The following is a 16,120-nucleotide window of genomic DNA, read 5'->3' on the forward strand; positions in this document are numbered from 1 at the left end:
GAGGAGCAATTATTTCTTACGCGCGTACTTCAGTGAATCCAGCGCAACCGCGAAGATAATGATGGCGCCTTTGATGATGTACTGCCAGTACGGGTTCACGCCGATATAGGTCAAGCCGTAGTTGATGACGGTGAAGATGATCACACCGGTCACCACGCCCAGTACCGTACCCACGCCGCCGCTGAAGGAGACGCCGCCCACCACGCAGGCTGCGATCGCATCCAGCTCGTACATGAAGCCAAGGTTGTTGGTTGCAGAGCCGATACGACCCGCTTCCAGCATCCCGCCGAAGGCGTAGAACACGCCGGACAGGGCATAAATGATGAGCAGGTTCAGGGCAACGTTCACGCCGGAGACTTTCGCCGCTTCCGGGTTACCGCCGATTGCGAAGATGTTTTTACCGAAGCGCGTTTTGTTCCACAGGATCCAGACGAAGGCCACCGCAATCAGCGCATAGAAGGTGATATACGACAGGCGGAAGCTGCCCAGCGCGATGAACCCTTGCGTAAAGGTCGAGAAGCCGCTGTCAAAACCCGAGATTGGGGAAGCACCGACAAAGTCGTAGTACAGGGAGTTGATACCGTAAACGATGATCATCGTACCCAGCGTGGTGATAAACGGCGTCACGTTCAGGTAGGCGATGATAATACCGTTGATCAGACCAATCACCGCACCGATGGCGCAGACAATCAGGATCACCACGAAAATCGGCATGGTGGCCATTTCCGGGAAGACCTTGTTGGCGTTTTCCATCGACTGCAGCAGGGTTGCCGCGATAACCGCCGCCAGCCCCACCTGACGACCGGCAGAAAGGTCCGTCCCCTGGGTTACGATCAGGCCCGCCACGCCCAGCGCAATGATAATACGCACGGAGGACTGGGTCAGAATGTTACTCAGGTTCAGCAGGCTTAAGAACGTAGGGTCCTGGAAAATGATGATAGCCAGCAGTACTAAAAGAACAACGTAAATACCGCCTTCTTTCAGGTAAGTGAGAAAACTTTTTTTATTTAACGCACTCATGAGGAGCCCCTGATCTTAAAGGTGCAAAGACGCAAGACGCAAAATTTCGTTTTGCGTTGTCGTTTTGGTGTCAACAATACCGGCAACGAGACCATTGCTCATAACCAGAATACGATCCGTGATCCCTAACAATTCCGGCATTTCGGAAGAAATAATAATGATCCCTTTATTCTTTTTCGCCAGCTCGGCAATCAGCTGATAAATTTCAAACTTCGCGCCGACGTCAATACCGCGGGTCGGTTCATCCAGCATCAGAATTTCTGGCTGGGTTAATAACCAGCGGCCGATAATGACTTTCTGCTGGTTACCGCCTGACAGCGAACCAATTTGGGTGCGGTGTCCTGGCGTTTTCACGCGCATGGAGTCAATAACCCATTGGGTATCGCTCTTCATGCGAGAGTTATCCAGCAGTCCGACTTTGTTTTTGTAATTGCGAATGTTAGAAATTAACGAGTTAAAGTTAATATCCAGATAGGCATAAATACCGGTCGAACGACGCTCTTCCGTCACCAGCGCAAAACCATTATTAATGGCTTCGTTGGCGTTGTGGTTGTTAATTTTCTTACCGTGCAGCGTAATAGTGCCTTCGGCTTTTTCACGGATACCGAACAGGGTTTCCACGATGTCGGTACGTTTTGCCCCGACCAGACCGGCAATCCCCAGGATTTCGCCCTTATGCAGGTCGAAGGAGACATCGCGAATAGACGGCTGACGTAACGAGGTCAGATTACGCACTTCCAGGATCACTTCGCCCGGCTTGTTTTCTTTGTCCGGGAAGCGCTGGTTCAGGGAACGGCCGACCATCATGGCGATGATCTTGTCCATGTCCAGCCCTTCCAGCGGCTGCGTGGCAATCCACTGACCGTCGCGCAGGATGGTAATCTCATCGCACAGCTGGAAGATCTCTTCCATTTTGTGGGAGATATACACAATGCCGCAGCCGCGATCTTTTAGCTTACGAATAATGGTAAAAAGGTGATTAACCTCTTTTTCCGTTAATGACGATGTCGGTTCGTCCATGATGACGATTTTCGCATCATAGGAAAACGCTTTGGCGATTTCGATCATCTGCATCTGGGAGACGGATAATGTTCCCACGCGGGCGCGCGGATCGATATCAATATCCAGCTCGTCAAAAATCGCTTTGGTGTCGCGATACATTTTGTCCTGATCGACAAAGACACCCTTGGTTGGATAACGCCCCAACCACATGTTATCCATGACTGAACGCTGCAGCACCAGGTTTAATTCCTGGTGAACCATCGAGATACCGTTTTCCAGTGCTTCTTTCGCTGAATGGAAATCGATCTCTTTCCCCTGAAAAAGAATGCTGCCAGAATCTTTTTGATAGATCCCAAAAAGACATTTTAATAATGTTGATTTACCCGCACCGTTCTCCCCCATCAGGGCATGAATAGAGTGAGGGCGAACTTTTAAATTAACATTATCGAGTGCCTTAACGCCGGGAAATGACTTGTTGATACCGCTCATTTCCAACAGGTATTCACCGGATGACTGAGTATTTGTGCTGACCATAATTATACCTTGTTGGCCTCGCATATCGCGTTATAAAAGGGCGCAACGAATTGCGCCCAGTGGAGACAGTACCGCTAACTTATTTACCGATAAACTCAGCCAGGTTGGACTGGTCTACGCCCACGTAAGGTACGCGAACGATTTTGTTTTCAATTTTCCAGCTGGTGCCATCAGCCGCGCCTTTGCCATCGGCCAGGTTTTTCGCCAGATCGAAGGTCGCTTTCGCCTGGTTGTTGGCATCGTTCAGAACGGTACCGGCCATCGCACCGGATTTAACCAGCGCCAGCGCTTCTGGCAGTGCATCTACGCCGAATACCGGGATGGAGGATTTGTTGTGTGCTTTCAGCGCTTCTACCGCACCCATTGCCATCGCATCGTTGTTCGCGATAACCACTTCGATTTTGTTCGCGTTAGGGCCGGACAGCCACGCGTCCATCTTATCTTTCGCCTGAGCGGTATCCCACATCGCGGTATCTAACGCCAGCTGCTGGGTTTTCAGACCCTTGTCGTTCAGCTCTTTGATAACGTAAGTGGTACGGGCTTCAGCATCCGGGTGGCCTGGTTCGCCTTTCAGCAGCACGAACTGAATCTGACCGTCTTTATTCAGGTCCCAGTTCGGGTTCGCCGCCCAGTGTTTCGCGATCAGATCGCCCTGAATAATACCGGACTCTTTGGAGTCGGTACCGACGTAATACGCTTTGTCGTAGCTATCCAGCGCTTTACGGGAAGGTTCTTTGTTGAAGAAGACGATTGGCACGTTCTGGCCGCGCGCTTTTTCAATAACCGTGCCTGCTGCAGCCGGGTCAACCAGGTTGATGGCCAGGGCTTTCACGCCTTTCGCCAGCAGAACGTCGATCTGGTCGTTCTGTTTGGACTGGTCGTTCTGGGAGTCGTTCATCAGCAGCTGAACGTCTGGCGCTGCTTTCGCATCTTTCTCAATCGCTTTACGCACAACAGACATGAAGTTGTCGTCGTATTTATAGATGGTCACACCAATACGGGTATCCGCAGCGTGCGCTGCTGCACCAAAAAGCATGCTTGCCATTACGGCAGACAGGGTCAACACCTTCTTATTCATGGTATCTCCGGTTTTTTATGCAGGGTAGTTCTTGTGAATAACGATCGGCGGGCAGGTGTTAATAAAACGTTACTGACAGCCGAAGTTCACTTATAAAATTTCTATCTTCCGTGTTCGGTAACGCTCCAGAAATGCGTTTTATTCGTTGTTTGCGGCACATTCGCTATAGTGAAAGTGAATAATCACCGTTACATAGCGTTTCAGCCCCTAAAACGCTGACATCATAGTCAGCGCCTTGTTAAGATACTGTGAATTTACTCACAGATTGAAAACGGTTACATCAGCTCATGTAATCAGTTAGTGATCGGAACCACAATTTGCCGGGCCGCGACGGAGTGCCGACGCACTAAAGTCGGCATGAAACAGTGCGTTGCGCCCGGATCCAGCAGCCCTGCCGCCCCCTGTAACGCCAGCTCAGTCGCCAGTTTCGCCATAGAGGCAATGGGGTAACGCACCGTTGTCAGCTGCGGGTCGGTGTAACGGGCAATCGGAATATCATCAAAACCAATGAGTGATAAATGCTGTGGCACCGCAATGCCGTTATCTTTCAGCGCCGCCAGGGCGCCTGCCGCCATGCTGTCGTTATAGGCAAACACCGCAGTAAGCTGCAGATTGCGGCCCAGCAGCTCCACCATTGCCGCCTCGCCGCCCTGCATGTCCGGCGTACCGGTGCCCGTCCAGCTTTCTGACGGCGTAATGCCGTGCTCTTTCAGGGCGTTTTGCCACCCCTCGCGCCGCAGGTCGTCATCTTCAATATGATGGCTGGAGGCCAGATAACCGATCCGCTGATGCCCGTTGTTGATGAGCATTTTCGTCGCCATCATGGCGCCGCTGACGTTATCCAGCCCGACGCAGCGGTGGGCATAGCCGGGGACGATGCGGTTGATCAGCACCATGCCCGGGATCTGATCCATAAAGCCGGTTAGCTCTTCATCGCTCAAAGCTTTTGAGTGGACAATCAAGGCGTTACAGCGCTGGCGGATCAGCACTTCAATGGCATGTCGCTCCTTTTCCGCCTCATGATAGCTATTGCCGATCAGGACATATTTCTGATGCTGCTGGGCGACCACGTCGACCGCTTTGACCAGCGCGCCGAAAAAAGCGTCTGATACATCCATCACCACCACGCCGATGGTGTCGCTGACCTGCGTCGCAAGCGCCTGGGCATTGGCATTTGGCCGGTACCCGAGCTGGGTCACGGCTTTCATTACGATTTCACGGGTTTCAGGGCTGACCAGCGCGCTATTGTTCAGCACGCGTGAGACGGTAGCCACAGAAACGCCCGCCTGACGGGCGACGTCACGAATGGTGATCATATTCACCATCCTTCAAAGGATTGCAGCAACTCACAGACACCCCCTGTGTTTAGCAAGGTGGCTATTTTGGCAGCGAGAGAGAGGGGACTACGTGAAGAAGCTCACACTCATGAAAACGCTTACATCCGTTTTGTTAATGATTGTGATCCAGATCGTTATCTGGATATGTTCCTCAATGATACCCCTGAAGCATGTGCGGTTAACTGACGCCACACCCACTCCAGCGGTCCCTGGCGGAAATAGCGTAGCCAGAGAACAGAAAACGCCAGGTTAATCACCCAGACCGGAATAACAAACGCCAGCAGCGTGAGGCGGTCGAATTTCATAAACAGGCCAAATCGATAGAAAAGCGTGGTGCAGAGAAGCGTTTGCAGGAGGTAATTGCTCAACGCCATGCGGCCCACGCAGGCAATAGCGCTGACGATCCACAGGCGGGAAAGCGTTGGCCAGAAGCCATAGATCAGCGCCGCGTAGCCGATGGTCTGGAACGGCGCGCTCAGTTCGCGCGGCACCTGGAGCAGGAACGCGCACCAGCGGTAATCCCAGTGGATGTGCCACTGCGTGATTATCGCCGGGAGGTTAATCAGCACGCCGATCAGCACCAGCCCGACACCCGTTCGCCGATAGTGACGCAGGCTGAACTCCCCTTTCAGCCAGCCGGTGCGCATCAGTGACGCGCCCATCAGCATCATGCCCGCCAGCTGCCAGCCGTATTGCGCCCCCAGCGCAAGGAGGTTATCCCCCAGCATATCCGCGCGGTTGCTTATCGCTTCCGTACCGCCCTTCAGCTTCCAGTACTGTTCGTACTGCAGGTTAGCGGCATCCGGGATCCAGGAACGGTTCGTCGCTTCGCCGGAGATCGTCCCCAGCAGCAGCAGGACCCCAAGCCCCATGACGTAGAGCATCACGCCGGTGTTAAACAGGCTTTTTACGCTGTGCGCATCGCGAATCAGACGCCAGCAGATGAGCCCGACTAACCCATACGCGAGAAGAATATCGCCGTCCCAAAAGAACAGGCCGTGGATAAAGCCGAGGAGAACCAGCAGCGTCAGGCGCGACTGGATCCAGCGCGTACCGCGTTTGAGGAGGAGTTGCAGACCTGCACCAAACAGCAGGGCAAACAGCGTGAGGAATTTAACCTGCGCGAAGAGATCGAGGACAGCCCAGGTCCAGGCATCGCTGCGCGTGATGTCGCCATACCAGGCAGGATTGAGGTAAGCCGCCTTCGGCAGGCCGAAGGCGCTGATATTAAGCAGCAGGATACCGAGAATGGCGACGCCGCGAACAAAATCGAGCGTGACGTTTCGCTCCATGGTTCCTGCCCTGTAAGACTTAGTTGTGGTGACGTACGGCGCGCAGGAACTCCTGGCGGGTATTCTGGCTAGATTTAAACAGGCCGCCCAGCGACGTCGTGGTCGTTGCACTGGTCGCATCACGCACGCCGCGCGCCTTCACGCAGTAGTGAACCGCATCGATAGAAACGGCCACGTTATTGGTGCCCAGCAGCGTTTGCAGCGCGGTCAGGATCTGCTGCGTCAGACGCTCCTGCACCTGCGGACGCTGGGCAAAGAACTGCACGATGCGGTTGATCTTCGACAGGCCAATCACCGTATCTTTTGGGATATACGCCACGGTCGCTTTACCGTCGATGGTCACGAAGTGGTGTTCGCAGGTGCTGGTCAGCGTGATATCGCGTACCGTCACCATCTCGTCCACTTTCATCTTGTTTTCAATGACGGTGATTTTCGGGAAGTTGGCGTAATCCAGCCCGGAGAAAATTTCGTCGACGTACATTTTCGCGATGCGGTGCGGCGTCTCCATCAGACTGTCGTCACTCAGATCGAGATTCAGCAGCTCCATGATCTCGGTCATATGATCGGCAATCAGACGCTTGCGGGTTTCATTGTCCAAATCCTGTACGGGCGGACGCAGTGGCGTTTCAAGACCGCGCGCAACCAGGGCTTCGTGGACCAGGGCAGCTTCTTTACTGAGTGATGACATTTTGTTCTCCTGCAGGTGTGGCGTCTTTTGCCCTCGTTGTGGCAAAAGTATGCGCTCATTGTGCGTGAGGCGGCGCACATAATCCAGTATTCACGACGATAATTATTGCAATTGCTGTTGCCTTTCAGCGTGACGATTCCAGACCAGCGCTCCGCCGACGAACAGCGCAACACCTGCCAGCCCCAGCGCGGGCTCCAGCCGGTGGGTAAGCCAGGTTGATAACGCCGAGGTCATCGGGCCAATCAATTGACCAATCGCATACCCGGTGGTGAGCAGGCCTGCCATATAGCGCGTATGGTTTGGCGCCAGCTCGCGGCCGTATAAAAGAGAGAGCTGCACGGCACACAAAAAACCGCCGCCCACCAGCAGCCCGCCCGTCAGCAAACCGCCAATCCCCGGCAGCAGCCAGGCCGCCAGCACGCCAGCCCCCTGTAACCACAGCACGATAGCCAGCCTGCGGTTAGCCGTTGAGGTGTGGCGTAGAAGAATGCTGAGCGCAATGCCCACCACGGCGGCGATACCAAAAATCGGCCAGACAAACTGGGCAAACAGGCTGCCGGGAAAACGCACCGCCGCCATTTGTGACAGGAATGTCGCCGGGAGGATATAGCCAAACCCGGCCAGGCTGTAGCTCCAGACCAGGCGCTTTAAATCCGCCGTCAGCACCAGCGGCTCCGGCGCGGTGCCGGGGCGATGGAGCTGCCCGGATCGCGGCAGGTAGCGCGCCACCAGCGCAATCAGCACCAGCGCCAGCACGCCGTAGATTTGCCATGCCGCCCCGGCCGACAGGGATTTCGCCTGGATATAGACGGCGAGAAGCCCGCTCAGAGCAATGCCTGCTCCCGGTCCGGCAAACACGGCGGCGCTCAGGCCCGGTTTACCCAGCTGCCCCAGCCGCTCGTTGGTCCAGGCGGCAATGAGTACCATCGACCAGCCGCTCATGCAGCCAATCACGAAGCGCAGCAGGCCGTGCACAACGGCGTTATCCGCCGCCGCGGAGAGCAGCGTCAGCGCAACCGCGCCGGTGATGCCAAGCCAGAGGCGCGTTTCCACAAAGCGGTGCGCGCGCATCGCATCCCACGCCCCCACCAGATAGCCCAGATAGTTCATCGCCGCCACCAGACCCGCGCTGGTCAGCGTAAGCTGTCCGGCAGCAATCATGAGCGGTACCTGAGGCGTAAAGGCAAAGCGCCCTATCCCCATCGCCACCACCAGAACGACAAACCCACTAAGCGCAATACGCAGCGCCATGACCGCTCCAATTGTTAAAGAAAAGTAAATTTATGATGCAGTATCTGGGCGTCAGGCGAAAGTGAAAGTTGCTCACAGGTCAATGAAAAGGCTGTATTATGGTTTTTATGAATACGCATTCTCATTAAGGAGCCCTGCATGGAACTGCTCGAAGAGCACCGTTGTTTTGAAGGTCGACAGCAGCGCTGGCGGCATGACTCCACCGTCCTGAACTGTGCGATGACGTTCAGCATTTTCCTGCCGCCGACGGAAAATCCGCCGGTTCTGTTCTGGCTTTCAGGCCTGACCTGCAACGACGAAAACTTCACCACCAAAGCGGGCGCGCAGCGTATTGCCGCCGAGCTGGGTATTGCGCTGGTGATGCCTGATACCAGCCCGCGTGGCGATGATGTAGCCGACGATGCAGGATACGACCTGGGTAAAGGCGCCGGGTTTTATCTCAATGCGACCGAGCAGCCCTGGGCGCACCATTACCGCATGTATGACTACATTCGCGACGAGCTGCCCGCGCTGATTCAGTCCGGGTTTGCGGTAAGCGACCGCTGTGCCATCAGCGGACATTCTATGGGCGGTCACGGGGCGCTGATCATGGCGTTAAAAAATCCGGGAAAATACGTCAGCGTGTCGGCATTTTCGCCAATTGTGAACCCAACGCAGGTGTCGTGGGGGCAAAAAGCCTTCACGAACTATCTGGGTGAAGATGAAGCAAAATGGCAGGAATGGGACAGCTGTGCGCTGATGTTGGCCAGCAGTTCGGCAAATGCGATCCCGATGCTTATCGATCAGGGCGATGCGGACCAGTTCCTCGCCGGACAGCTGCAGCCTGCGGTGCTGGCAGAAGCGGCACGCCAGAAGGACTGGCCGCTGACGCTGCGCATTCAGCCGGGGTATGACCACAGCTATTACTTCATCGCATCCTTTATTGAGGATCATCTCCGCTTTCATGCGGAGCATTTGTTTGGGTAAATGCGGCTGCGTGCGCTCTGATGCCCTCACCCTGACCCTCTCCCAAAGGGAGAGGGAACAAACACTAAAAACGGCAACTTACGTTGCCGTTTTGCTTTTACCCTGGCCGCATCAGAACTTATAATCCACGCCCACAAAGTAGCGACGGCCGTCTTCCGTATAGCTGTAATCGTCGCGGCTCAGATCTTTATCCAGCAGGTTCTGCACGCCCGCACGCAGCTTCACGCTTTTCGTCGCCTGCCACGCGGCGCCGGTATTCCAGATGACATAGCCACCCGGCGTTGGTGCACTGCTGGTCAGCGCGCGTTTCTCACCGGTGTAGTTGCCCTGAACGTAGAACGACCAGTCCTGCGTTGCCTTCCAGTCAACGGTACCGTTGGCGGTGTGGAACGGCAGATCCGACAACGGCTTGTTGCCGCCGTTGCTGATATCACGACCGTCGTTATAGGTATAGTTAAGGGTCAGTTTCCAGTCGTCCGCCAGCGGGAATTTCAGCTCGGTTTCCACCCCGCGGATGCGCGCCTTGTTAACGTTGTAGTAGCGGAAAATTGGTTCTCCGTCCGCATTCAGTCCAACGTAGTTAGGGTAGCCCTGGGCCTGTTTTGCATTGGCCGTACGGCTGATGCTGATGCGGTCATCCACGTTATTCTGGAAGGTGGTGACGCTGGCCTGCACGCCCTCTAACCAGCCCTCTTCCCCGCTATAGTACAGTCCGAATTCGAAGCTCTCGCTGGTTTCCGGTTTCAGATCCGGGTTACCGACTATCTCACAGGCACCGCGACACGAGCCGGTGACCCAGTCCGGGCTAAGCTGGAGCAGCGACGGCGCTTTAAACGCGGTGGCCCAGCCCCCTTTCACCGTTACGGTATCGGTCGCGTTGTAAACCAGATAGGCGCGCGGGCTCCAGTGATCGCCGTAGGTATCATGGTCATCCATACGGATGCCGGTGGTCAGCGCCAGAGGTTCAAAGATACGCCACTCATCTTCAAGGAACAGGGCATACTGGCTTGTCGACGTACTGCTGCTGGAACCGCCCGTCAGGTTGACAGGATCCTTCAGCTTATCGTGACGCCATTCGCCGCCGAAGGTCATCAGCTGGTTGATTTCGCCCAGCGGCAGCACGTATTTTCCGTCCACCGCGTTGCTCTCGGAGGTTATAGGATTGCTGTTGCCGGGGTTTTTGTTATCCACCTTTTCGCCGTAAACCTTCAGCTCGCTGTTGCCGACGCCCCAACGACCGTTGTGGCTGAGAGAGTAGTTCTGACGCTCAAGGCGGTTTTTGTCGAGGGAATCCGAGTCGCGATCCTGACGGTCGAAACCGTAGCCCGCCGTAAAGTCGTGATTTTCAGACGGTGTCCAGGCGAACTCCACATTCGCATCGCGGCTGGTGAAGCCTTCAATGCGCGGCGTTTCACCGCTCGCCGTGGTGGAGGACTTCTGCTGACCGTCTTTCTCACGCTTCGCGAGGCTACCGTAGGCTTTCAGCCCCAGCAGGCCGTCAACCAGCGGACCGCTGGTATAGAACTGGCCGTTGTACGTGTCTCCACGGTCGCGGTGTTCCTGAATCGTGGAATCGGCGCTCAGGGTGCCCGTCCATTTCTGGCCGATTTTTTTGGTGATAATGTTCACCACCCCGCCCAGCGCATCGGAACCGTACAGAGAAGACATCGGTCCGCGCACCACTTCGATGCGTTCGATGGCGTCAACCGGCACCCAGTTGAGGTCGAAATCATTATGGCGGAATACCGCGTTACGCGAGTTAACGCGCTTGCCGTCGATCAGGATCAGCGTATAGCTGCTGTCCAGTCCACGAATACTTACCCCTTTACGGTTGTCCCCTTCGCTCGTGAGCTGAACGCCCGGCACCTCCCGTAACACATCTTTCAGATTCTGAACGGGTTTGCGCTGCAAATCTTCCTGGGTAATTACGCTGATGCTTGCCGGCGCGTCTTTCAGGTTTTGCTCGGTCGCGGAGGCCGTTACAACCATTGTGTCGCCGGATTCCGCTGCGATAACAGGCAGGGCCAGGGACATTGCGGACGCACAAAGTCCTCCCCTGACGAAGGGATTCAACCTAAACATTCCATATCTCCATGAGGTAAATACAACTAAATCAAATCATCATTGCTCACAGCGTCTTCCTTTCCGCCCACGTCTGCGGTGGGTCAGTGACACGCTTATTTTTGATAACGATAAAGCAAACGATAATTATTATCAATTAAATTGTTAAGAAATATAACTTTGTTTCAGGATGCGGGCATAAAAAAACCCGCTCGAATGAGCGGGTTAAAAGAGAGGAAGTGCGATTATTGTTTAAATCGTTCCGGGAATTCCATTTCACTGTAGCGAACGAATTTTGTTCCTTTCGTCAGCTTGTAGCCAAACCAGATGACGAGGAAAAGCGGAATACCAATGTAGGTCGCCGTCACGGCGCCCCAGTCAATGGTGTCCGCCAGGAACGCTTCATAGTTCTGTCCCAGCGTAATGATCAGGCACAGAATGAAGGCGAAAATAGGACCCAGCGGGAAGAAGCCGGAGCGATACGGCAGCGAGTTAACATCGTGACCCTGCTTGACGAAGCCGCGGCGGAAACGGTAGTGGCTAATAGCAATCCCCAGCCAGGCAATAAAGCCCGTCATCCCGGACGTGTTAAGCAGCCACAGGTACACCGTCTGGTTGCCAAACATAGAGGTCAGGAAGCACAGACCGGCAATCACCGTTGTGGCATACAGCGCGTTACGCGGTACGCCGCCACGGGACAGCTTCGCGAAGATACGCGGGGCTTTACCGTCGCATGCCAGCGTGTAGAGCATACGGGTGGACGCGTACATCCCGGAGTTACCGGCTGAAAGCACAGCGGTCAGGATAACGGCGTTCATCACTGCCGCAGCTGAAAGCAGACCGGCGTGCTGGAAGACCAGCGTGAACGGGCTGACGCTAATGTCTTTTACGTCATTACGCAGCAGGCTTGGATCGGTGTACGGGATGATCAGGCTGATAATCAGGATCGCGAACACATAGAACAGCAGGATACGCCAGAATACCTGACGGACCGCACGCGGAATATTTTTCTCCGGGTTCTCTGACTCACCGGCGGCGATACCAATCAGCTCAGTCCCCTGGAAGGAGAAGCCGACAATCATCGCCACGCCAATCATCGCCGAAAGGCCACCGGCAAACGGCGCATCGCCTATCGCCCAGTTACTCCAGCCCGCAGGTTCTGCACCTTTGAAAATACCAACGATCATCGCCACACCGACGACGATAAAGATGATGACGGTTGCCACTTTGATCAAAGAGAACCAGTATTCCGCCTCGCCGAAACCGCGCACGGAGATGTAGTTCAGCAGGAAGATGACGGCCAGGAACAGGGCGCTCCAGATCCAGCCCGGCGTATCCGGGAACCACCAGTTCATCACCAGCTGTGCGGCGACAAGGTCAACGGCGATGGTGACCGCCCAGTTGTACCAGTAGTTCCAGCCCAGCGCGAAGCCGAAGCCTTCTTCAACGTATTTTTGACCGTAGGTCGAGAACGAACCGGATACCGGCATGTACGCGGCCAGTTCGCCGAGACTGGTCATCAGGAAGTACACCATCAAGCCAATCAGGATATAAGAGAAGAGCGCCCCCCCCGGGCCTGCTGCCGAAATCGTTGCGCCAGAGGCAACGAAAAGACCTGTACCGATTGAGCCGCCAATGGCGATCATCGTCAGGTGACGCGCCTTGAGTTCACGACGTAGCGTGGGCGCTTCTGTGGTTTTAATTTCTGAAACCATATGAAAATGCTGTCCATTTAATAAATGAGGCGCGATTGTAGCAGACGATCCGCGTTCCTTCCGGCAGAAATACTCAGTTATAAGAGAGCTTCATGACTCGGCCAGGATTATAAGTAAAGCATAAAAATGTGGGGTGACAGGCGCGCGTAGCCCCGGTAAGCGAAGCGCCACCGGGGAACGTTAAATGGCGCAGTAGCGCAGAAAACGCTGCAGAGAGCTGGAAAGGTGTTTCTGACGATGATGGATGCACCATAGCGTGCGCACCAGTTTCGGCAACGGAACCGGGATTTCAACCAGCGACCCCGTCTCAAGCTGTTCGGCAATGACGCGCCGGGAAAGACAGCTGATCCCCAGGCCGTGACGCACCGCGTGCTTGATGGCCTCAGAGTTCCCCAGCTCCATCCCTAGCTGGAAATGCGGCAGATGGGAAAGCAGCAGATAATCGACAATTTCACGCGTGCCGGAGCCCTGCTCGCGCAGGATCCACTGCGCCTGCGCCAGGCGCTCCAGCGTCACCTCGCCCTGCAATAACGATGAGGCCGGGGACGCAAACACCACCAGCTCATCCTCCAGCCAGGGCTCGGCAATGATATCGACGTTATGGCAGGGCCCTTCGATGAGGCCGATATCCACCCGGAAATCGATCACCGCGTTGATAACGTCCTGACTATTGCCCACGCTCATCTCCAGCGGCAGGGTCGGGAAATCCCGGCGGTAGCGGGCAATCACTTCCGGCAGGATGTAGTTCCCAATGGTGCTGCTGGCATAGACGCGGATCGCGCCGTTGTCTTCGCGGAACAGCTGTTCGATTTCGATAGCCTGCTCCAGCAGCGCCAGCGCGCGTGGATAAAGAAGACGACCGTGCTCGTTGACTACCAGACGCTTCCCTACCCTGTCGAACAGCTGCACGCCCAGCTGTCCTTCAAGATCGGTCAACGCCGCGCTGACCGCAGACTGCGAGAGCGCCAGCATTTGTGACGCCTGGGTCGTCGAGCCGCTTTTCAGCACCTCGGCAAACACTTCCAGCTGACGCAATGTAATGTGCATGGTTGCTTACCACTTATATAGATTGATTATAAGTATATAATCAATTTTATTTTTAAGCCAGAGCGCCGTAACCTTTAGCCAGACAAAGGAGAAGGTTATGTCAGAAATCACCCTACAACATCATCGTACAGTGTGGCACTTCGTGCCGGGCCTCGCGCTTAGCGCAGCAGTGACCACCGTAGCATTATGGGGCGGCAGCATCCCGGCTATCGCAGGCGCAGGTTTTAGCGCGTTGACGCTGGCTATTTTGCTGGGCATGGTCGTGGGAAATACCGTTTACCCACACATCTGGAAATCCTGCGACGGCGGCGTGATCTTTGCCAAACAGCACCTGCTGCGTCTCGGGATCATCCTTTACGGCTTCCGTCTCACCTTTTCGCAGATTGCGGACGTGGGCGTGAGCGGAATCGCTATCGACGTCCTGACCCTGACCAGCACCTTTTTGCTGGCCTGCTTTATCGGCCAGAAAGTCTTTGGCCTGGATAAGCAAACCAGCTGGCTGATCGGTGCCGGGAGCAGTATCTGTGGGGCCGCGGCGGTGCTGGCAACAGAGCCCGTCGTTAAAGCCGAAGCCAGCAAGGTAACCGTGGCGGTGGCAACGGTGGTGATCTTCGGTACGCTGGCGATCTTCCTCTACCCGGCCATGTATCCGCTGGTTGCCCACTGGTTTAGCCCGGAAACCTACGGCATCTATATCGGTTCGACCATGCACGAAGTGGCCCAGGTGGTGGCGGCAGGACATGCCATTAACCCTGAAGCCGAAAACGCGGCGGTGATTGCCAAAATGCTGCGCGTGATGATGCTGGCGCCGTTCCTGATTTTCCTTGCTGCGCGGGTTAAACAGCTTGCACCGGCGGACAGTAATCAGAAAAGTAAAATCACCATTCCATGGTTTGCGATCCTGTTTATCGTGGTCGCTATCTTTAACTCCTTCCACCTGCTGCCCAAATCGGTAGTGGATATGCTGGTGACGCTGGATACCGTACTGCTGGCGATGGCCATGGCGGCCCTGGGGGTGACTACACACGTCAGCGCGCTGAAAAAAGCCGGTGCGAAGCCGCTGCTGATGGCGCTGGTACTCTTCATCTGGCTGATTGTCGGCGGCGGCGCGATTAACCTCGCGGTCCATAGCCTGATGGCATAAACCATCTCGTCCTTCTCCTGCTAACCCGCTATCATAAGCGTTTCGGGTTAGCAGGAGTTTTTTATGAAATATGTTGGAGCGCACGTCAGCGCTGCAGGCGGCCTTGCGAATGCCGCCATTCGCGCCGCCGAAATCGAGGCGACCGCTTTCGCCCTGTTCACCAAAAACCAGCGCCAGTGGCGCGCCGCGCCGCTCACCGCTGACGTGATTGATGATTTTAAAGCCGCCTGTGAGAAGTATCACTATGGGCCAGGCCAGATCCTTCCCCACGACAGCTACCTGATCAACCTCGGTCACCCGGTTGAAGAGGCGCTGGAAAAATCCCGCGAGGCGTTTCTTGATGAAGTACAGCGCTGCGAACAGCTGGGGCTGACGCTGCTGAACTTCCATCCGGGCAGCCATCTGATGCAAATCGATGAAGATGCCTGCCTGGCTCGCATTGCCGAATCCATCAACATCACGCTGGACAAGACCAAAGGCGTCACCGCGGTAATAGAAAACACCGCCGGTCAGGGCAGCAACCTCGGCTTTAGGTTTGAACATCTGGCGGCGATCATCGACGGCGTGGAGGATAAATCCCGCGTTGGCGTATGCATTGATACCTGCCACGCGTTTGCCGCCGGATATGACCTGCGCACCACCGAAGCAACGAAAAACACGTTCGATGAGTTCGAGCGCATAGTGGGCTTTCAGTACCTGCGCGGAATGCACCTGAACGATGCGAAAAGCGCGTTCGGCAGCCGCGTTGACCGCCACCACAGCCTGGGCGAAGGCAACATCGGCCACGATGCGTTTCGGTTTATTATGCAGGACGCCCGCTTCGACGGTATTCCGATGGTGCTGGAAACCATCAATCCGGATATCTGGGCAGAAGAGATAGCCTGGCTGAAGGCACAGCAAACCGCTGAACAGGCGGCATAAAAAAAGCCGGGTGCATAATGCAACCCGGCTTTTTTTGTAGGTCGGGTAAGGCGAAGCCGCCACC

The 16,120-nt window shown here is 55.5% G+C and carries 13 protein-coding genes; 3 read left to right on the forward strand and 10 right to left on the reverse strand.

Going from position 1 to position 16,120, the window contains the following annotated elements; translation table 11 throughout:
- Nucleotides 1–9: 9 nt before the first annotated feature.
- The 7 genes from mglC to WM95_RS16330 all read right to left on the reverse strand — a co-directional run bounded on the left by mglC (nt 10) and on the right by WM95_RS16330 (nt 8,202).
- Nucleotides 10–1,020, reverse strand: a complete 1,011-nt coding sequence (mglC, locus tag WM95_RS16295; protein WP_008500921.1) for a galactose/methyl galactoside ABC transporter permease MglC — start codon at nt 1,018–1,020, stop codon at nt 10–12.
- Between the two features lie 15 nt (nt 1,021–1,035).
- Nucleotides 1,036–2,556 (reverse strand): galactose/methyl galactoside ABC transporter ATP-binding protein MglA, encoded by a 1,521-nt coding sequence (mglA, locus tag WM95_RS16300; RefSeq protein ID WP_023312467.1) that lies wholly within the window; start codon nt 2,554–2,556, stop codon nt 1,036–1,038.
- A 79-nt stretch (nt 2,557–2,635) separates the two neighbouring features.
- The gene (mglB, locus tag WM95_RS16305) at nt 2,636–3,634 is read right to left on the reverse strand and encodes a galactose/glucose ABC transporter substrate-binding protein MglB (protein WP_023312468.1); all 999 of its coding nucleotides are present in this window, start codon (nt 3,632–3,634) and stop codon (nt 2,636–2,638) included.
- A gap of 293 nt (nt 3,635–3,927) precedes the next feature.
- Entirely contained in the window at nt 3,928–4,950 is a 1,023-nt protein-coding gene (galS, locus tag WM95_RS16310) for an HTH-type transcriptional regulator GalS (RefSeq protein ID WP_045402849.1), read from the reverse strand.
- A gap of 155 nt (nt 4,951–5,105) precedes the next feature.
- Complete coding sequence (gene yeiB, locus WM95_RS16320) at nt 5,106–6,263, reverse strand: DUF418 domain-containing protein YeiB (RefSeq protein WP_063408473.1); 1,158 nt, start codon at nt 6,261–6,263, stop codon at nt 5,106–5,108.
- A 19-nt stretch (nt 6,264–6,282) separates the two neighbouring features.
- Nucleotides 6,283–6,951 (reverse strand): GTP cyclohydrolase I FolE, encoded by a 669-nt coding sequence (gene folE, locus WM95_RS16325; RefSeq protein WP_063408474.1) that lies wholly within the window; start codon nt 6,949–6,951, stop codon nt 6,283–6,285.
- A gap of 102 nt (nt 6,952–7,053) precedes the next feature.
- Nucleotides 7,054–8,202 (reverse strand): YbfB/YjiJ family MFS transporter, encoded by a 1,149-nt coding sequence (locus WM95_RS16330; RefSeq protein ID WP_039263162.1) that lies wholly within the window; start codon nt 8,200–8,202, stop codon nt 7,054–7,056.
- Nucleotides 8,203–8,340: 138 nt separating this feature from the next.
- Here WM95_RS16330 and fghA point away from each other — a divergent pair, with 138 nt between their 5' ends.
- Nucleotides 8,341–9,168, forward strand: coding sequence for an S-formylglutathione hydrolase (gene fghA, locus WM95_RS16335; protein ID WP_063408475.1), 828 nt, complete (start codon nt 8,341–8,343; stop codon nt 9,166–9,168).
- Nucleotides 9,169–9,279: 111 nt separating this feature from the next.
- Here the strand turns inward: fghA and cirA are convergent, their stop codons facing one another.
- The 3 genes from cirA to yieE form a co-directional block, all read right to left on the reverse strand.
- Nucleotides 9,280–11,250 (reverse strand): catecholate siderophore receptor CirA, encoded by a 1,971-nt coding sequence (cirA, locus tag WM95_RS16340; RefSeq protein ID WP_047174134.1) that lies wholly within the window; start codon nt 11,248–11,250, stop codon nt 9,280–9,282.
- Between the two features lie 224 nt (nt 11,251–11,474).
- Entirely contained in the window at nt 11,475–12,944 is a 1,470-nt protein-coding gene (locus tag WM95_RS16350) for an amino acid permease (RefSeq protein ID WP_023312475.1), read from the reverse strand.
- A gap of 180 nt (nt 12,945–13,124) precedes the next feature.
- Entirely contained in the window at nt 13,125–13,991 is an 867-nt protein-coding gene (gene yieE / locus WM95_RS16360) for a DNA-binding transcriptional regulator YeiE (protein WP_023312476.1), read from the reverse strand.
- 97 nt (nt 13,992–14,088) lie between these two features.
- On the opposite strand from yieE, the gene WM95_RS16365 reads away from it, so the two are divergent.
- A complete protein-coding gene (locus WM95_RS16365) occupies nt 14,089–15,135 on the forward strand; it encodes a YeiH family protein (RefSeq protein WP_088544859.1) in 1,047 nt (348 codons plus the stop codon).
- A gap of 63 nt (nt 15,136–15,198) precedes the next feature.
- A complete protein-coding gene (gene nfo, locus WM95_RS16370; RefSeq protein WP_063409159.1) occupies nt 15,199–16,056 on the forward strand; it encodes a deoxyribonuclease IV in 858 nt (285 codons plus the stop codon).
- The last annotated feature ends 64 nt before the right edge of the window (nt 16,057–16,120 follow it).

Source organism: Enterobacter cloacae complex sp. ECNIH7 (assembly GCF_002208095.1).
Classification (GTDB): Bacteria; Pseudomonadota; Gammaproteobacteria; order Enterobacterales; family Enterobacteriaceae; genus Enterobacter; species Enterobacter cloacae_M.